The 17,571-nt window shown below is 63.8% G+C and carries 21 protein-coding genes; 16 read left to right on the top strand and 5 right to left on the bottom strand.

Going from position 1 to position 17,571, the window contains the following annotated elements; all coding sequences use genetic code 11:
- The first annotated feature begins 5 nt into the window (after positions 1-5).
- The 3 genes from modB to LB547_RS00690 all read left to right on the top strand — a co-directional run bounded on the left by modB (position 6) and on the right by LB547_RS00690 (position 2,253).
- Complete coding sequence (gene modB, locus LB547_RS00680) at positions 6-710, top strand: molybdate ABC transporter permease subunit (RefSeq protein WP_140495324.1); 705 nt, start codon at positions 6-8, stop codon at positions 708-710.
- Positions 707-1,819 (top strand): molybdenum ABC transporter ATP-binding protein, encoded by a 1,113-nt coding sequence (gene modC, locus LB547_RS00685; protein ID WP_140685499.1) that lies wholly within the window; start codon positions 707-709, stop codon positions 1,817-1,819. The genes modB and modC overlap by 4 nt, the downstream gene beginning before the upstream one ends.
- 92 nt (positions 1,820-1,911) lie before the next feature.
- Positions 1,912-2,253, top strand: coding sequence for a winged helix-turn-helix domain-containing protein (locus LB547_RS00690; RefSeq protein ID WP_140495328.1), 342 nt, complete (start codon positions 1,912-1,914; stop codon positions 2,251-2,253).
- A gap of 103 nt (positions 2,254-2,356) precedes the next feature.
- Here the strand turns inward: LB547_RS00690 and cobF are convergent, their stop codons facing one another.
- Entirely contained in the window at positions 2,357-3,121 is a 765-nt protein-coding gene (gene cobF, locus LB547_RS00695; RefSeq protein WP_140761152.1) for a precorrin-6A synthase (deacetylating), read from the bottom strand.
- 124 nt (positions 3,122-3,245) lie between these two features.
- On the opposite strand from cobF, the gene LB547_RS00700 reads away from it, so the two are divergent.
- The 8 genes from LB547_RS00700 to LB547_RS00735 all read left to right on the top strand — a co-directional run bounded on the left by LB547_RS00700 (position 3,246) and on the right by LB547_RS00735 (position 9,615).
- Positions 3,246-4,256, top strand: a complete 1,011-nt coding sequence (locus LB547_RS00700; RefSeq protein ID WP_140559550.1) for a DUF4424 domain-containing protein — start codon at positions 3,246-3,248, stop codon at positions 4,254-4,256.
- A complete protein-coding gene (locus LB547_RS00705; protein ID WP_140495334.1) occupies positions 4,256-4,774 on the top strand; it encodes a dihydrofolate reductase in 519 nt (172 codons plus the stop codon). Before LB547_RS00700 ends, LB547_RS00705 begins: the two co-directional genes overlap by 1 nt.
- A gap of 166 nt (positions 4,775-4,940) precedes the next feature.
- On the top strand, positions 4,941-6,062 hold the full coding sequence (gene hflK / locus LB547_RS00710) for an FtsH protease activity modulator HflK (RefSeq protein WP_140495337.1): 1,122 nt from the start codon (positions 4,941-4,943) through the stop codon (positions 6,060-6,062).
- On the top strand, positions 6,062-7,030 hold the full coding sequence (gene hflC, locus LB547_RS00715; RefSeq protein ID WP_140521174.1) for a protease modulator HflC: 969 nt from the start codon (positions 6,062-6,064) through the stop codon (positions 7,028-7,030). Before hflK ends, hflC begins: the two co-directional genes overlap by 1 nt.
- A 6-nt stretch (positions 7,031-7,036) precedes the next feature.
- The gene (locus tag LB547_RS00720; RefSeq protein WP_140521173.1) at positions 7,037-7,225 is read left to right on the top strand and encodes a DUF2065 domain-containing protein; all 189 of its coding nucleotides are present in this window, start codon (positions 7,037-7,039) and stop codon (positions 7,223-7,225) included.
- 137 nt (positions 7,226-7,362) lie between these two features.
- Positions 7,363-8,877 carry a DegQ family serine endoprotease gene (locus tag LB547_RS00725; protein ID WP_140664672.1) on the top strand — a complete coding sequence of 505 codons (1,515 nt, stop codon included), beginning with the start codon at positions 7,363-7,365 and terminating at the stop codon, positions 8,875-8,877.
- Between the two features lie 55 nt (positions 8,878-8,932).
- The gene (locus LB547_RS00730; RefSeq protein ID WP_140761147.1) at positions 8,933-9,358 is read left to right on the top strand and encodes a putative toxin-antitoxin system toxin component, PIN family; all 426 of its coding nucleotides are present in this window, start codon (positions 8,933-8,935) and stop codon (positions 9,356-9,358) included.
- The gene (locus tag LB547_RS00735) at positions 9,355-9,615 is read left to right on the top strand and encodes a toxin-antitoxin system HicB family antitoxin (RefSeq protein WP_140495345.1); all 261 of its coding nucleotides are present in this window, start codon (positions 9,355-9,357) and stop codon (positions 9,613-9,615) included. The genes LB547_RS00730 and LB547_RS00735 overlap by 4 nt, the downstream gene beginning before the upstream one ends.
- On the opposite strand, the gene LB547_RS00740 is transcribed toward LB547_RS00735, so the two are convergent.
- Positions 9,616-10,179 (bottom strand): GNAT family N-acetyltransferase, encoded by a 564-nt coding sequence (locus tag LB547_RS00740; RefSeq protein ID WP_140564209.1) that lies wholly within the window; start codon positions 10,177-10,179, stop codon positions 9,616-9,618. It lies immediately after the preceding gene.
- The gene (gene serB, locus LB547_RS00745; RefSeq protein WP_140761142.1) at positions 10,176-11,063 is read right to left on the bottom strand and encodes a phosphoserine phosphatase SerB; all 888 of its coding nucleotides are present in this window, start codon (positions 11,061-11,063) and stop codon (positions 10,176-10,178) included. Before serB ends, LB547_RS00740 begins: the two co-directional genes overlap by 4 nt.
- Here serB and miaA point away from each other — a divergent pair.
- Together miaA and LB547_RS00755 are read left to right on the top strand one after the other, a co-directional pair.
- Positions 11,053-12,018 carry a tRNA (adenosine(37)-N6)-dimethylallyltransferase MiaA gene (gene miaA, locus LB547_RS00750; RefSeq protein ID WP_140495863.1) on the top strand — a complete coding sequence of 322 codons (966 nt, stop codon included), beginning with the start codon at positions 11,053-11,055 and terminating at the stop codon, positions 12,016-12,018. The genes serB and miaA overlap by 11 nt on opposite strands.
- 106 nt (positions 12,019-12,124) lie before the next feature.
- Entirely contained in the window at positions 12,125-12,916 is a 792-nt protein-coding gene (locus LB547_RS00755) for a GGDEF domain-containing protein (protein ID WP_140495351.1), read from the top strand.
- A 221-nt stretch (positions 12,917-13,137) separates the two neighbouring features.
- Here the strand turns inward: LB547_RS00755 and LB547_RS00760 are convergent, their stop codons facing one another.
- On the bottom strand, positions 13,138-14,970 hold the full coding sequence (locus LB547_RS00760; protein ID WP_140495864.1) for an ATP-binding protein: 1,833 nt from the start codon (positions 14,968-14,970) through the stop codon (positions 13,138-13,140).
- Between the two features lie 154 nt (positions 14,971-15,124).
- Here LB547_RS00760 and LB547_RS00765 point away from each other — a divergent pair, with 154 nt between their 5' ends.
- The 3 genes from LB547_RS00765 to LB547_RS00775 are packed head-to-tail and all read left to right on the top strand — an operon-like array spanning position 15,125 to position 16,572.
- Positions 15,125-15,688 carry a helix-turn-helix domain-containing protein gene (locus LB547_RS00765; protein WP_140495353.1) on the top strand — a complete coding sequence of 188 codons (564 nt, stop codon included), beginning with the start codon at positions 15,125-15,127 and terminating at the stop codon, positions 15,686-15,688.
- 4 nt (positions 15,689-15,692) lie between these two features.
- Positions 15,693-16,001: a hypothetical protein gene (locus LB547_RS00770; RefSeq protein WP_140495355.1), complete on the top strand. Its 309-nt coding sequence runs from the start codon at positions 15,693-15,695 to the stop codon at positions 15,999-16,001.
- Positions 16,002-16,050: 49 nt separating this feature from the next.
- The gene (locus LB547_RS00775; RefSeq protein WP_140495357.1) at positions 16,051-16,572 is read left to right on the top strand and encodes a GNAT family N-acetyltransferase; all 522 of its coding nucleotides are present in this window, start codon (positions 16,051-16,053) and stop codon (positions 16,570-16,572) included.
- 3 nt (positions 16,573-16,575) lie between these two features.
- Here the strand turns inward: LB547_RS00775 and LB547_RS00780 are convergent, their stop codons facing one another.
- Positions 16,576-17,463, bottom strand: a complete 888-nt coding sequence (locus tag LB547_RS00780) for a LysR family transcriptional regulator (RefSeq protein ID WP_140495358.1) — start codon at positions 17,461-17,463, stop codon at positions 16,576-16,578.
- Between the last annotated feature and the right edge of the window lie 108 nt (positions 17,464-17,571).

Raw genomic sequence — 17,571 nt, forward strand, 5'->3', positions numbered from 1 at the left:
TGCGCATGAACTGGCTGCTGGACCTCACTCCCGACGAATGGAATGCGGTCCGGCTGTCCATCAAGGTGGCGACAGTGGCGATGATCGCCAGCCTGCCGCCGGGCATAGCGATAGCGCTGCTCCTGGCGCGCGGCCGCTTCTGGGGCAAGACGCTGCTCAACGGGCTGGTGCACCTGCCGCTGATCCTGCCGCCCGTGGTGACCGGCTATCTCCTGCTTCTGACCTTCGGCAAGCGCGGGCCGGCCGGCGCATTCCTGGCCGAGCATTTCGGCATCGTCTTTTCCTTTCGCTGGACGGGTGCGGCTCTTGCCTGCGGCGTCATGGGTTTTCCGCTGATGGTGCGGGCGATCCGATTGTCGATCGAGGCCGTCGACCGCAAGATGGAGGCGGCGGCCGGAACGCTCGGCGCCAGCCCGCCATGGGTGTTCGGCACCATCACCTTGCCGCTGATCCTGCCCGGGCTGATCGCCGGCGCCATCCTCTCCTTCGCCAAGGCGATGGGCGAGTTCGGAGCGACGATCACCTTCGTCTCCAACATCCCCAACGAGACGCAGACGCTGCCGTCGGCAATCTACACGTTCACCCAGGTGCCGGGCGGCGATGCCGGCGCGCTTCGGCTGACGCTGATCTCGATCGTCATCTCGATGGCCGCCCTGGTGGCCTCGGAAGTGTTGGCGCGGCGCGTCGGCCGGCGGATGGACATCGAATGAGCGTCCTTGTCGACATCCGCCATCGGCTCGGCGATTTCCCCCTCGACATCCGCTTCGAGAGCGCCGGGCGGCTGACGGCGCTGTTCGGGCCCTCCGGCTCGGGCAAGACGACGCTGATCAATATGATTGCCGGGCTGATCCGGCCCGACCAGGGACGCATCGAGGTCGATGGCCGTGTGCTGGTCGACACGGCCAAGGGCATTTTCGTGCCGAAGCACAGGCGCCGGATCGGCATGGTGTTCCAGGACGCGCGTCTGTTTCCGCATATGAGCGTGGCGAGCAATTTGCGCTATGGCCGCTGGTTCACGCCGGCGGCGGAGCGTTATGCCGAGATCGACGCCGTCGTCGAATTGCTCGGCATCGAGCCGCTGCTGGCGCGGCGGCCGGCAAAGCTCTCGGGCGGCGAGAGGCAGCGCGTCGCGATCGGCCGGGCGCTGCTCGCCAGCCCCCGGCTGTTGCTGATGGACGAGCCGCTGGCCTCGCTCGACGAGGCGCGCAAGGCCGAAATCCTGCCCTATGTCGAGCGCCTGCGCGACGAGACCAAGATCCCGATCGTCTATGTCAGCCATTCGATCGCCGAGGTGGCGCGGCTGGCGAGCGACGTGGTGATGCTGGCGCGAGGCAAGCTTGCCGCCAGCGGCCCGACCACGGCTGTCATGCAAAGGCCGGACCTTCTGCCGGCGGAGGAGCGCGGCGAGGGCGGCGCGGTGCTGGACACCAGCGTACTGCAGCATGACGAGGTTTTCGGCATGACGGTGCTTGGCTCGAACGCCGGCGAGATACGCGTGCCCAAGCTGGTGGCGACGGTGGGCGCGCCGGTGCGCATACGCATCCGCGCGCGCGACGTCATGATCGCCACCGAACGGCCGTCTGGTCTCAGCGCGCTCAACATCCTGGCCGGCACGATCGTCGCGATCAGACCGGGCGAGGGGCCGACGGTCGAGATCGGTATCGACTGCAACGGCGCGACCGTGCTGGCACGGGTCACCGAACAGTCGCGGCAGGTTCTGAAGCTGCGGCTCGGCGGACAGGTCTTCGCCGTGATCAAGACGGTGAGTTTCGACCAGGCAAACACCGGGGGCGGGCTCCCCGCGGAGGCGGACGGCTGAGACGGCGAGCGGGTCTCTGCGCTATATCGATTTGGAATAGCGAGGCGGCCAGGGACGCTCTAACATGGCGGGCGTGATCGCGGAGGAAGACAATGCCGTCGCTGAGCTTGCGGATAAATCTCGACCCCGACGGGCGCATCGGGCCGGGCAAGATCGAATTGCTGGAGCAGATCGCCGCCTTCGGTTCGATCTCGGCCGCCGCGCGCGGCATGGAGATGTCCTACAAGCATGCGTGGGACTTGGTCGAGGACATGAACCGGGTGTTCGGCAAGCCGCTGGTGGCCGCGCAGACCGGCGGCCGCAAGGGCGGCGGCGCACAATTGACGGCGGTGGGCCTGGCCGTGGTCAGCCGTTTCCGCGCCATCGAACGCGCGGCGGCTTCGGCCGCCGCGACGCATATGGAGGCGTTGCAGGCGGAGATTGAGGAGGGGTAGGGCAGTAGGGCAGTAGGGCAGACCAACTCGGGCGCGTCGAATTTTTCGAGTGCTTTCTTGTGTTCCGGCTTCTGATGTCTCGTTCACTTACTGCCTTACTGCCCTACTGCCCTACCTTCCTCAGCATGTACGTATCCATGATCCAGCCTTTTTCCCTGCGAGCTTGCTCGCGGCGCTTTTCGATTTCGGCGCCGACGTCGCCTAGGCGGCCGGAGACGATGATTTCGTTCGGCGTGCCGAGATAAGCGCCCCATTGGATGAAAAGATCCTGGTCGGCGAGCGTGTTGAAGGCGCATTTGCCGTCAAGCATGACGACGACGCTGCCGGCATTTTGCGGCATGCCTTCTTCCGTCAGCTGGCGGCCGGTGGTGATCAGGATGGAATCGCCGATGCGGTTCAGCGCTGTCGCATGGCTGGCTGCAAGCGCCTGGATGGCGGTGATGCCGGGAATAACCTCCAGTTCGAAGGCGACGTTGCCCCTGAGGCGTACGCGCTCCAGGATGCGCAGCGCGCTGTCGTAGAGCGAGGGGTCGCCCCAGATCAGGAAGGCGCCGCAACCATCCTCGGCGATCTCTTCGCGGATCAGGTCTTCATAGATGGCGGCGATTGCCTCGTGCCAGTCATCGACCGTCGAGCGATAGGAAGGCGCCGGTTCGGCCCGCACGGGCACGTCGAATTCCACGCGGCGTGAATTCGGGTTGGTGACGAAGCGGTCGCAGATGTGACGGCGCAGTTCGGCAAGATCGTTCTTCTTCGCACCCTTGTCGGGGATGAACAGCACGTCGGCCCGATTGAGGCCGTCTATGGCCTGCACGGTCATATGGTCGGGATTGCCGGCGCCGATGCCGATGACGAGAAGCTTGCGCATGAAGCGAACTCCTGCCCGATCGCAACCCTTTAGTCCAGACTGGCGTGGCGCGGATGCGGAAGGGCTTTGAAACGCCACGTTGAAACCGCTAGGGTCATCGCGACATTCTCGCCGAGGGGCTTTCATGTTGCGATATGTTCTGACGGCGGTGCTGGCCTTGTCGGCCGCACCCGCGTTCGCCAATGATTCCGTTGCCGAACTCGGCACCGGCGGCCTGGTGCTGTCGCGCAGCGATGCCGTGGCGATGCAGAGCGAGGACCTCTTCATCTCGCCGGAAAAGGTGACCGTGGATTACGTCTTCCACAACAACACCGATAAGGACGTCGACGCGATCGTCGCCTTCCCAATGCCCGACATCTCCGGCGATCCCGAGGAGATGCCGGCGATCCCCGAAAACCAGAGCGACAATTTCCTTGGCTTCGAGGTGACGATCGACGGCGTGGCGGCAAAGCCTGAGCTCGAGCAGAAGGCGTTCGCGCTCGGCATCGACATCGGTGCCGACCTGAAGGCGCAGAACGTGCCTTTCAACCCATTCGGTGAAGCGGCAAAGGCGGCGCTCGCGAAGCTGCCGCAAACGGTGGCCGACGATTGGGTCACCCGCGGCATCATCATCGAGGACACTGTCGATGACAGCGCTGGCGCGAAGCCCAATTATGCACCGTTCTGGCAATTGCGCTCGACCTATTGGTGGCGCTCGACCTTTCCGGCCAACAAGGACGTCCACGTTTCCCACCGCTACAAACCGAGCGTCGGCGGCACCTCGTCGGTCAGCTTCTTCTACGACGGCAAGTTCCAGGGACAGTACGCCGCCTACAAGTCCCGCTACTGCATGGACGACACGTTCGAGAACGCAGTGCGCAAGGCTGCCAAGAACGATCCCGACGGCTATCCAAAATATTACGAGAGCCGCATCGCCTACATCCTGACCACCGGCGGCAACTGGGCGGCCGGCAGCATCGGCAAGTTCAAGCTGACCGTCGACAAGGGCAATCCCAAAGCCCTGGTCTCGTTCTGCGGTGACAATGTCAGGAAGGTCGGGCCGACGAGTTTCGAGATGACGGCTGAGGACTTCTATCCAGAGCGCGACATCGACATCCTTATCCTCGATCCATCCGACAATGGGAACGGCAACTGATGCACGTGGCAATCTATGTCGCCATCGCCGAGAACGGCGTCATCGGGCGGGACGGGGGACTGCCCTGGCGGCTTTCCACCGATCTCAAGCGCTTCAAGGCAGACACGATGGGCAAGCCTATCATCATGGGCCGCAGGACCTATGAAGGCATCGGCCGGCCGCTGCCGGGCAGGCTGAACATCGTTGTTACCCGTGACAAGACCTGGCGCGCCGACGGCGTCGAGGTGGCGCATACACTTGAGAACGCGATCCAGCTGGCTGATGTGCGTGGGCGCTGCATGAGCGGGGTGGACGAGGTCTGCGTGATCGGCGGCGGCGAAATCTATGCGCAGGCGCTACCGCTCGCTGACCGGCTGCATGTCACCCATGTGCTGGCCGCTGTCGACGGCGACGCGCATTTCCCGCCGATCGATCCGAAACGCTGGCGCGAAGTCAGTTCGCAGGAGATCCCGGTCGGCGAAAAGGACAGCCACGCGACGCGCTATACGGTTTACGAGCGACGCCGCGAGAGCCATTGAAAGAAAAAAGGCGTTTAAAGACGACAAAGGGTCGCGACCGGCCCAAAACCGATGATGCCGGCAGAGCATCGCGTTGAAAGCATGCCGTGGCGTCCCTATAGAAGAACAAGACTGGATTTGCGCCGAAATTCCGGCGCTTGAGGGAATTCCAAGCGAAAGGACATTCATGCCCTGGAACGACAAAGGTGGCGGTGGCGGCGGCCCATGGGGCGGCGGCGGCAACAATCAGGGACCCTGGGGGCAGGGACCGAAGGGGCCAAGCGGCCCGCAAGGCTCGCCTCCCGACCTCGAGGACATCATCCGCCGTGGCCAGGACAGGCTGCGGCGTGCGCTGCCCGGCGGTGGCGGCGCCAGTCCGGCCATATTCGGCCTGATCGGCGCGGCGCTGGTCGTGCTATGGGCGTTCCAGGCAGTCTACACCGTGCAGCCCGATGAGGTCGCGGTCGAGCTGCGCTTCGGCAAGCCGAAGGCCGAGCTGTCGCAGCCCGGCCTGCATTTCCACTGGTGGCCGCTCGAAACCGTCGAAACGGCCAAGATTTCCGAGCAGCTCGTCGACATTGGCGGTGGCGCGTCCAGCGGCAACACGTCGGGGCTGATGCTTTCGGGCGACCAGAACATCGTCAACGTGCAGTTCTCGGTCGCCTACCAGGTCTCCGATCCCCGCGCCTATCTGTTCGACGTCTCCGACCCGGACGGCATGCTGCGGCAGGTCGCCGAGAGCGCGATGCGCGAGGCTGTCGGCCGCAGGCCGGCGCAGGACATCTTCCGTGACGACCGCCAGGGCATAGCGGCTTCGGTGCGCGAGATCATCCAGACCACGCTCGACGGCTACAAGGCCGGGCTTCAGGTCAACGCCATCTCGATCGAGGACGCGGCGCCGCCCCGTGAGGTCGCCGACGCCTTCGACGAGGTGCAGCGCGCCGAGCAGGACGAGGATAAGTTCGTCGAGCAGGCCAACCAGTACTCCAACCAGAAGCTCGGCCAGGCACGCGGCGAGGCCGCACAGGTCCGCGAAGACGCGGCCGCCTACAAGAACCGGGTGGTGCAGGAGGCCGAAGGTGAGGCCCAGCGCTTCATCTCCGTCTATGACGAATATGCCAAGGCGCCCGACGTGACGCGCAAGCGGCTTTACCTGGAAACGATGGAGAAGGTGCTGAAGGACTCCGGCAAGGTGATTGTCGAGCAAGGCAACGGGCAGGGGGTCGTCCCCTATCTGCCACTGCCGGCATTGCAGCAGAAAGCGCCGGCTCCGGCCCCGCTTGGCGCGACGACGGGAGGTAACCAGTGATGGCCAACCGTCTCCCCGTCATCGTCGTCATCGCGGCGGTCATCCTGTTCCTGCTCTATTCGTCAGTCTTCGTGGTCAATGCGCGCCAGCAGGCGCTGGTGCTGAGGTTCGGCGAGATCGTCGACGTCAAGACCGAGCCCGGCATCTACTTCAAGGCGCCGTTCTCGTTCTTCGACGCCGACACGGTGCAGTTGATCGAGAATCGGGTGCTGCGCTTCGACCTCGACAACATCCGCGTCCAGGTCTCGGGCGGCAAGTTCTATGAGGTCGATGCCTTCATCGCCTACCGCATCTCGGATCCGCGTGTCTTCCGTGCCGCCGTATCCGGTCAGATCGAGCTCGCCGAAGCGCGGCTGAGGACGCGTCTCGACGCTGCCTTGCGCCGCGTCTACGGTCTGCGCGACTTCGAGGCCGCCCTTTCGGAGGAGCGCGCTGTGATGATGCGCGAAGTGCGCGATCAGCTACGGCCCGACGCCACCTCGCTCGGCCTGCAGATCGAGGATGTCCGCATCCGCCGCACCGACCTCACCGCCGAAGTCTCGCAGCAGACCTTCGATCGCATGAAGGCGGAACGTCTGGCTGAGGCCGAAAGGCTGAGGGCGCGCGGCAATGAGGCGGCGCAGCGCATCAAGGCCCGCGCCGACCGTGAGGTGGTCGAGATCATCGCGGAAGCGCAGAAGGAGTCCGAAATCCTGCGCGGCGAGGGCGAGGCGCAGCGCAGCGCCACCTTTGCCGAGGCTTATCAGCGCGATCCGGCGTTCTTCGATTTCTACCGGTCGATGAACGCCTATGGCACGGCGCTGGACAACACCGGCACGACAATGGTGCTGTCGCCGAATTCGGAGTTCTTCCGTTTCTTCCGCGACCCTGACGGAAAGGAGGCGCCGGCAAGGCCGGCGGCTCCGCAACCGGCACCTCCTGCCGCACCGGCGACCGCACCCGCAACTTCGCCCGGCACCGGCCAGTAGCGGCCGGTGCAGGATTTCTTCGCGGCAATAGGCCTGGTCCTCGTCATTGAGGGCTTGGTCTATGGCGGCTTTCCCGGTTTCGCCAGGAAACTGGCGGCTGAGGTGCTGTCGTTGCCGGAGAACGCATTGCGGATCGCCGGGCTGGTGGCGATTGCCGCCGGCGTCGGTATCGTCTGGCTGATCCGCGGCGGCTAGGGGGTGTGCAAAAACGCGGGATTTACACTCTGCCAATAGCCATAGCCGCAAACGTGCCCTATTTCTTGCCATCATGGCGCGACACGGCGTTTCCGTCGAAGCGCTTTTCTCTTTCAGAAGTGCCGGGAGGCTTCTCGATGACATCCAACACCCTTTTGCGCGCGGCTCGACGCACGTTCGTCGCTGGCGCGGCAGCGCTTCTTCTGGGCACCGTGGCCGTTCCGGCCTTCGTGACGCCGACAATGGCCGCCGACGGGCCTGCTTCGGTGGCCGACCTGGCGCAAGGCCTGCTCGGCGCGGTGGTCAACATCTCGACGTCGCAGACGGTGAAGGGCACGGAAGGTCCGGGCGCGGTGCCGATGCCGCAGCTTCCCGAAGGCTCGCCGTTCCAGGATTTCTTCGACGATTTCTTCAAGAACCGTGGCGGCGACAAGGACAATGGCTCGCAGAAAGTGCAGTCGCTCGGCTCCGGTTTCGTCATCGACGCCGAGCAGGGCATCGTCGTCACCAACAACCATGTCATCGCCGATGCCGACGATATCGAGGTCAATTTCTCCGATGGAGTCACGCTGAAGGCGACGCTGGTCGGCACCGACACCAAGACCGATGTCGCGGTGCTCAAGGTCGATCCGAAGGGCCACAAGCTGACGGCGGTGAAGTTCGGCGATTCCACCAAGATGCGCGTCGGCGACTGGGTGATGGCGATCGGCAATCCGTTCGGCCTCGGCGGCACGGTCACGGTCGGCATCGTCTCGGCGCGTAACCGCGACATCAATTCAGGCCCCTATGACGATTTCATCCAGACCGATGCCGCGATCAACCGCGGCAATTCGGGCGGGCCGCTGTTCAACAGCGCCGGCGAGGTCATCGGCATCAACACGGCGATCATTTCGCCGTCCGGCGGCTCGATCGGCATCGGCTTCTCCATCCCCTCGCAGCTCGCATCGGGCGTTGTCGAGCAACTGCGCCAATATGGCGAAACGCGGCGCGGCTGGCTTGGCGTGCGCATCCAGCCGGTGACCGACGACATTGCCGAGAGCCTCGGCATGGCGACCGCCAAGGGTGCGCTGGTCGCCGGCGTCATCAAGGGTGGACCGGTCGACAACGGCACCATCCAGGCCGGCGACGTGATCATCAAGTTCGACGGCAAGGACATCCACGAGATGCGCGACCTGCCGCGTGTGGTCGCGGAGAGCCCGGTCGGCAAGGCGGTCGACGTGCTGATCGTGCGCAAGGGTGTCGAGCAGACGGTGAAGGTAACACTTGGCCGGCTCGAGGACAGCGAGAAGCTCGCCAGCGGCGAAAACGGCAACACCGACCAGGACAAGGGCGACAAGGCGCCGGCGGTTTCGACGGCCTCGGTGCTTGGCATGACCGTCGGCGAACTCAACGACGAGACGCGCAAGAAGTTCAGCATCGCCGCCGATGTGTCGGGCGTCGTCATCACCGACGTCGCCAAGGACTCGGCCGCGGCTGAACGCGGCATCCAGCCGGGCGAGGTGATCACCGAAATTGCACAGGAATCGGTTGCCACGCCCAAGGATGTGATGGACCGGATCGGCGCGCTGAAGGAGCAGGGACGCAAGAACGCGCTGCTGATGCTGGCGTCCAAGACCGGTGAGCTGAGGTTCGTGACGATCCGGATGGATTGAGGATCGCTAACCATGGTCATATTGTAACATCCTATGGGATGTACTATTTTGACCTGTGAGGCGGATCGTACTGGACACAAACGTTCTGACGGCAGGTTTGCGAAGTAGGAATGGCGCGTCTTTCGCCATCCTGCAGCTGATTGCGGATCGGCAAGTTCGCCCATTGGTGACGACAGCGCTGTTTCTTGAATATGAAACCGTGCTGGCCAGACCCGAGCAGGTGGCGGCTCACGGATTATCCGCGCCGGATCTGGGCCGTTTGCTGGCCGGCTTTGCATTGCTGGCTGAGCCGGTCGAGCTGCACTTTCTCTGGCCGCCGCAATTGAACGATCCGAAGGATGAGATGGTGCTTGAAGCAGCGATCAACGGCCGGGCCGATGCGTTGGTGACTCACAATCGCCGGGACTTCCTAGCTGCGGCGGGCCGTTTTGATGTACTGCTTGTGAGCCCGGCCGAGTTCTTGGAAGGACTTCGTACATGAGCAAAGCGACTTATCCGCTGAAACTGCCACAGTCGGTTAAGGAAGCAGCCGCGCGCCTCGCGAAGGCCGATGGCGTGTCGCTCAATCAATGGATTGCGTCGGCTGTGGCGCAAAAGGTCGGGGCAATGGAAGCGGCAGCTGACTTCCTGCGTCGTCGTGCCGGCGACGCGTCACCGGGCGATTTCGCGAAAATGCTGGGGCGGGTCGCAGACAGATCGCCACAGTCCGGCGACGAATTTCCACCTGACAGGCATTGATCAGCGACGATTCTTCCGCCAATCCGCGCTCGTCAGCCTGTAGAACACATGCCTTTTCAGCTCCGGGTGGCTGTCGGGAATGCCGGGGTGGTCGAAGTTGGCCGAGGGATCGGCGGTCATGCCGAGGCGCTTCATGACGGCAGTGGAGCGGCGGTTGTTCTCGACCGCGAAGGAGACGATCTCGCCAAGGCCGAGTTTTTCGAAGCCGTAGGCCAGCCATGCCTCGGCAGCTTCCGTGACATAACCCTTGCCCCAGAATTCGGGCGCCAGCCGCCAGCCGACCTCAACGGTGCCGGCGGGAAGGAACGGCAGATGGTCGGTCCCGGTGATGCCGGCAAAGCCGATGCATTGGCCTGATGCGGCGATCTCGCAGGCGGCAAAGCCATAGCCGTCCCGATCGATGATGGCCCGCAGTTCGTCCATCTTGGCGTCTGCTGCGGCACGGTCGCGACGGAATGGGAAGAACTCCATCACGCGTTCGTCGGAATTGATGCGATGGAACAACTCGCGGTCACAATCGTCCCAGTTGCGCAGGATCAGGCGCTCGGTGCGCATTGGTTTCATTGGACGAACTCTTCCTGCCTGTAGCCTTGCAGATAGAGCAATGCGGTCAGGTCGCCATGGTCGATGCGAACCTTTGCCTGCGCGGCCACCATCGGTTTGGCATGCAGCGCAACACCGGTGCCGGCAAGGCGGATCATGTCGAGATCGTTGGCCCCGTCGCCGACAGCAATGGCATCGGCCGGGGTGAGGCCGAGACGCGCAGTGATCTCGATCAGCGCCTCGGCCTTGGCGGCGCGGCCGACGATCGGCTCGCCGACCAACCCGGCAAACAGGCCATCCTGTTCGAGCAGGCGGTTGGCGCGATTTTCATGGAAGCCGAGCATGGCGGCGATGCGTGAGGTAAAGACCTCGAAGCCGCCCGAGACTAGTGCGGTCCAGGCGCCGTTGGCCCGCATCGTCTGCACCAGCGCGCGGCCGCCGGAGGCCAATGTCAACCGGTTGGCAACGATCAGATCGACCACGGCCGCATCGAGCCCCTTGAGCAACGCCACGCGCTCGCGCAGGGCGGGCTCGAAGGCGATCTCGCCATTCATCGATCGTGCGGTGATCGCCGCGACGTGCTCCTTGACGCCGATCTCGTCGGCTAGCTCGTCGATGCATTCCTGGTCGATCATGGTCGAATCCATGTCGGCGATGAGGATCTTCTTGCGGCGCGTTGCCGACTGCTGGACGATCACGTCGATCGGCTCGGCGGCCAGCGCCGCGCGCAGATTGGCGGCCGCCTCGTCGGCTTGTGCATTCGCTGGCAGTGCGAGATCGCAGGCAATGTCTTCGGCCATCCAGCGAACAGTGCTTGCGCCCACCGACTGTGAGGCCATATTCGCAAGCGATGGCGACAAGGCACGATCGGCGGGATGGGAAACAAGCGTGGCGATAAGCGGCATCGATAATTCCGGTGCGGATGCGGGCGAAGGCCGCGTGAAGAATGCGATCCTGATAGCCGGGCCGACCGCCAGCGGCAAGTCGGCGCTGGCGCTCGACCTGGCCGAACGTATAGGCGGCGTGATCGTCAACACCGATTCCATGCAAGCCTATTCGGTTCTCGACGTGTTGACTGCCCGGCCGGAGGCGGCGGACCTCGCTCGGGCACCGCATTATCTCTATGGGCATGTCCATCCCGGCACCGCCTACTCGACCGGGGCGTGGCTGCGCGACGTGACGAGGCTGATCGAAGACGGCGCGCTCTCGCGGCGACCGATCTTCGTCGGCGGCACCGGCCTTTACTTTCGCGCCTTGGCCGAGGGCATTTCGGAAATGCCCGACATTCCGCGGCAGGTACGCGACCGTTGGCGCTACGAGTTGAAGGAGCAAGGCGCCGTCAAACTGCATGGCATCCTGATGCGCGAGGATTCCAGAGCAGCCATGCAGTTGAAGCCCACGGACAGCCAGCGCATCGTGCGGGCGCTCGAAGTGCTCGACGCATCCGGCCGCTCGATCCTGGACTGGCAGGCCGCGCGGGGCCGGCCGCTCATCGACAGACAGACGGCCCGCTTCTTCGTCATCGAGCCGGACCGGGCCGCGCTGGTCGGACGCATCGAAAGGCGTTTCGACCAGATGCTGGCCAAGGGCGCACTGGACGAAGTCAGGCAACTCGCATCGCTTCGTCTCGATCCGCAATTGCCGGCGATGAAGGCGATCGGCGTTCGCGAACTGCAAGCGGCGATGGCCGGACAATCGGGTTTTCCCGAGGCGATTGAGCGCGCCAAGATCGCAACCAGGCAATATGCCAAGCGGCAGACGACCTGGTTTCGGCACCAGCTAGGACCGGAATGGCAAAGATTGCATCCTGGTGACGATATCGAAACCACGATCCAAACGCTTGTTGCTAATGCAACCTAGAAAGCCTTTCCTTCACGGAAAGGTTCTCGTTGTGGTTGTCCAAATTAACCCTCCGTAAGGCCCGCCATGCCATAAGGTCGATGGGCATTTTTCCATCGGGGAGCAGATGCGTTTCCACAAGGCGGAATCGGCGTTTTTCGTCTTTATCTTCGTGATCCTGGCCGCCGGCCTGGTGACGCTGCATGCCTATGGACTGCTGCAATCCTTTGCCACCGAACTGCACACGGCCTCCGGCCTGGACAAGGTCATCTACCTCAACAAGCTGCTTTTCGCGACGGGCGTGCTGCTCGCGACCGCGCTGTTCTTCGGCATCTTCTTCATCTACCCGCTGATCCGCAGGCAGGCGACGGAGGAAGGCAAGCTGCGGGCCATGACCGTGTCACTGAGCGCCCGCTCCGAGACGTTCGAACATGCGGCGCTGACAGATAGCCTGACCGGCATGCAGAACCGGCGCTATTTCGACGACGCGCTGAAGGAATATCTCGAGGAGTTCAAGCGCATCGAGAAACCCGTCGGGCTGATGATCCTCGACCTTGATCATTTCAAGCAGGTCAACGATACACATGGCCACGACGTTGGCGACGAGGTACTCAAGGCCGTCGCCAGCTGTCTCAAGGACATGACGCGCTACCATGACGTGGTGGCGCGATTGGGTGGCGAGGAATTCGCCGTGGTCACGCCCAACATGGAGGCGGAATTGTTGTCGAAATTCGCCGAGCGTATCCGCAAGGCGATCGCCAACATGTCGGTTCTTTCGGGCAATGTCCGGCTCAAGATCACCACCAGCGTCGGCCTTGCCGTCTGGGACCGCAAGGAGACGGCGGAAGAATTCTATCGCCGCGCCGACCGCCAGCTCTACGAGGCCAAGAGGCAAGGCCGCAACCGCGTCTGCGCCTGAAATCCCGAAGAAGAATTCACGAGGCCGGTTGCCTGACGCGGCTTTTTCGACTTCCGGTGCTCACGGACTGAATGTCCGCTCCGCTCCGGCTTCTCGAAACCACGCCATTCAATCCGGCCTGATGAATTCCCTTTCGGGATTTGACCAAGCTGGTTCGATGATGTGAAGCCCTTGGAAGCTTGTGTGCGGCTTCCCGGCCGGTCGTCAGAGAGCTTGCAGGCTCAATCGTTCTGGGGGCGCATGCCGAAGGTGGCGGGCTTTAGGCCGTAGCGCATGTCGAAATCATCGTCCGATTGCACGCGTGCGGCCGGCGGCTTGCGGTAGTCGGGATCGCCGGCCTGGCGGCCAGAATCGACCACTTCGGCAAAGGCCATCGCCTGCTGCTGCGGCTTTGGAACGTTGCGAAGCCGTTCCACGATCGTCACCAGATCGACATCGTCGCCGGTTTTCGACGACATGGCTTGTTCGCGCTTGGCCGTGCCGGGGATCAGTTCAGCCGGCAGTCTCTCGAACTTCAGCCGCATCGTCGTGGCCACGCCTTCGCCGAAGGCGATCGCTTCGCGCTGGCCCATGGACGACAGGAAAGCAAGCGTGGAGGCGGACGAGTCGGCGATGGCCGAGCGGATGATCGCCTGGTCGTGCTCATTGGCGAGCCGCATGGCGAAGAAGGTCGAGCACTGCGACAGGATGGTCGGGTCGAGTTCGCCCGGGCGCTGTGTGACGACGCCGAGATAGCAGCCATACTTGCGGCCTTCCTTGGCAATGCGCGACAGCGCGTGCCTTGTCGGCGCGAAGCCGAGGCGCGCATCGGCCGGCATGTAGCGATGCGCTTCTTCGCACAGCAATAGGAGCTGCAGCTTGCCCTCGCTCCACAGTGCAAGGTCGAACGCCAGGCGCGCCAGCACCGAACAGACGGAATTGACCACTTCGGACGGCATGCCGGCCATTTCGAAACAGGTCACAGGGCGGCCGTTATGCGGCACGCGGAAGATGTTGCCGATCGTCTCGTGGATGGTGTCCTCGATCAGGCGCGAGTTGAACATGAAACGGTAGCGCGGATCGGCTGCCGCCGATTCGATGCGCGTCTTCAGCGATTTGAGCGTCGGGCGCTCGTTCTTGCTTTCGAGCATGCCCATGCGCTCGTCAATCTGCTTGAGCAGATCGGCAATGCGGTAGGGCACTGGCGTATCGGCGGTCAGCGCATCGCTGCCGCGCCTGAGATAGGCACCGGAATTGGGGTTGCGATAGAGGTTTTTGGCGAGCGGAATGAGGTCGCGCAGCGCATCGATCTCGTCGGGCACGGTCTCGCGGCCGCGAAATAGAACTTCGGCGAATTCCTCGAGCCGGAACATCCAGAACGGAAGGTCGAGCGTCTTGGAATCGACCTTGACGCAATATTCGGGCAGCGACGCGGCGAATTCATTGTGCGGATCGAGGATCAGGATGCGCAGATCCGGCCGCGCCGCGATCGATTTGCGCAGCAGCAGCGAGACGGCGGTGGACTTGCCGACGCCGGTGGTGCCGACAATGGCAAAGTGGCGCGCCAGCGTGTCGTCGATGGCGATGTTGGCGGCGATCGCCTCGTCCTGCGACAGCGAGCCGATGGTGATCGAATGACGCCCGGCCAGATCGTAGACGGCCTGCAGGTCACGGCTGCGGATGCGGTGCGCGATGGCGCCTATATGGGGATAGGTGGTGATGCCGCGGTCGAAGATCGGCTTGGAGCCGGGTTCGGCGCCGTCGCGCACTTCGCCGATCAGCTCGATGCTGACCTCGATGGCGTTCTGGCCTTCGCTGTTCCAGGCGCGATCCGACTTGCCGATCGCATAGACCAGGCCGACGGTGCGTGTCGTGCCGAGATTGACCGAGATCATCTTGCCGACCGTCCACAGGCCGGTCACCGCGCCGTCGACGTCGTCCGCAAAGGCGCTGATGGTGGCGCGGGCGCCGTCGCATTGCACGACATTGCCCAGGATGCGCCTGTCGTTCTGTTCGGCGTTGCGGCGCTCCTGCGATGTCGGTTCTCCGACCGAGGCTTCGCGTTCGACATACATGGACAGGCCAATCCCCATTTTCCCTCACGTCGAAGCCTACAGGAACGGGGTTAAGGTCGAGTGTGGCCGGATGGTGTAGGGAGGATTAAGAAGCCGGCGAAAATTGTCGCGACAAGGCTCTTTTCCAGTTATCAGTTTTCGCTATAATAGACGAATGGATGATATAGCGAACGACATCTCCTCGACAATCGGCAGGCGGATACACGCCGAGAGGACGATACGGGACTGGTCCCTGGCCGAACTCGCCGAGCGCTCCGGCGTCTCCAAAGCCATGCTGAGCACGATCGAGCGTGGCATGACCAGCCCGACGGCAGCGCTCCTGGTGCGGATCGCCGCCGCCTTCGGCATGACGCTGTCGACCCTTATCGCACGCGCGGAATTGCAGGGTGGCGGCTTGCTGCGGGCGAGCGACCAGCCCGTCTGGCGCGATCCCGATACCGGCTATGTCAGGCGGCATCTTTCGCCGGCCGGCGACATGCCGCTCGAACTGATCAGGGTTCATCTGCCGGCGGGCGCCAAGGTCAGTTTGCCCGCGGCGTCCTACGCCTTCATCAAACAGCAGATATGGCTGATCTCCGGACGGCTGGAATTCATCGAGGGCGATCTGGTGCACAGGCTCGAGCCCGGCGACTGTCTGGCGCTCGGCGCGCCGTCGGACTGCACCTTCCATGCGCTCGAGGCGGGCGCCGACTATCTCGTCGCGCTGGTCAGGGCCTGACATCATGCCGAGACGTCCAAAGCGCTCCCACAATGGGGGACCGCCGCTCGACGACTACAAGGGGCCGCCATGGGGCAAGGGCGATCCTTATATTTTCCTGGCCTGGCAGGCCGCGCATGCCAAGGCGTTGAAAGCACCGAGCCGCGACGTCATGCTGATGCGCGTGGACAAGGCGGAACGGCTGGGACTTACCTATGAGGAATACACGCTCGAACTCCTCGAACGCGGACGCCACCTTCAGGAAGAGGACACCGAACGCATCGCCGCGATCAAGGCGGCGCGCAAGGGAAAGCGATTCAGCGCTTTCGATTGACGCCAGTTCGACCGTATCGATCCTTCCATCTCAGCCAGGCAGAACGAGCATGCATTCCATCGAGATCAGAATGTTGACGCAGGACGCGCGGACACAGGCGTTGCTTGGCGATCTTCTGGTCGAAACGGTTGCCGCGGGCGGGTCGGTGAGCTTCATGCATCCGCTGGCGCCGGAAACCGCCCGCAGGTTCTGGGACACGTCGCTGACGGCGGCCGCAAGAGGTGAGCGGGTGGTGCTTGGCGCGTGGGAGGCAGACACGCTGGTCGGCACGGTCACGCTGCTGCTCGACTGTCCGCCCAACCAGCCGCACCGGGCCGAGATCGCCAAGCTGATGACGCGCCTCGATCGTCGAGGCAAAGGCGTGGCGACCCGCCTGATGCAAGCGGCCGAGGCCCTTGCGGTGGAGAGGGGCCGCACGCTTCTGGTTCTGGATACGGCGACCGAAGAGGGGGCGTCCGGGCTCTATGAGAGGCTGGGCTTCACGCTGACCGGGGAAATACCGGACTATGCATTGAAGCCCCATGGCGGGCTGACCGGCACGCTCATCTACTGGAAGCGCATCGGCCGGTGAACGTCATGTCGGAGATGGCTCGCCGAGGCGCGACAGCAGCCATTGGCGGAAATCCTGCTCGGCACCGGTCAGTCGCGCGATCGGTGCCTTGGTCAGAAAATGCCCCGATGTGCTCGGGAGCTCGAAATCGGAAAGCCTGGCCAGGGCCTTGCTTTCGAGTGCCGCGTCAATCAGCGGCCGCGAGCCCAGAAGCACGCCCGCGCCGGCTCGCGCAGCCTCCATCGCAGCCACGAAGCTGTCGAAGCGATGCGAGCGCCTGGGGTGACCGGCCAATCCCGCCGCGGCGAACCATTCCGCCCACATCTCGCGCGCACCAGCGACCAGGAGCAGCGGCAGGGATATCCAGTCGGCGGCACCGGCCAAGGCCGGGGCGGCCACCGGCACAAGCCGCTCGGCGGTCAGCCTGTCGGCTATGCGTCCGGGAAAGGATCCGTTGCCGAAACGGATGTCCAGCGCTGAACCCGGCAGGTCATAGTCGGTCGGGCGATGGATCGTCACCAGGTGGAGGTGGATGCGCGGCAGCGCCTTGGCAAGGTCGGGCAGCTTCGGAACGAGCACCAGCAAAGAGAAGGAGATCGGCGCCCGCAAGGTAACGGTCTCGACGGCGCGGGGCTCGAACAGTTCCGCCGTGCTGCTGCCGATGGTGGCGAAGGCTGATTGGATGTGGGGCAAGTAGGCGGCACCCTCCGGCAACAGTGCGACGCCCCGCGCCAGCCGTGAGAACAGACGCGTCTTCAGCCGCTCCTCAAGCAACCGGATATGCTGACTGACGGCCGCCTGGGTCAGGCCGAGCTCGGCGGCCGCCGCCGTAAAATTCGAAAGCCGCGCCGCTGCCTCGAAGCTGCGCAGCCAGTCGAGTGGGGGCAAGGTGGGGATGGTTCTCGCAGGCATTATGGTTTTGCAGCCATTGACCGAAAAATGATAATTTCAATTATACCTTTCGCTCGGTCAACATGCAATCGAGGCCCCGCTGAGCGGACTGCGGGGCGCAACGGACAG

The sequence above is a fragment of the Mesorhizobium sp. B264B1B genome (assembly GCF_020165765.1).
GTDB lineage: Bacteria > Pseudomonadota > Alphaproteobacteria > Rhizobiales > Rhizobiaceae > Mesorhizobium.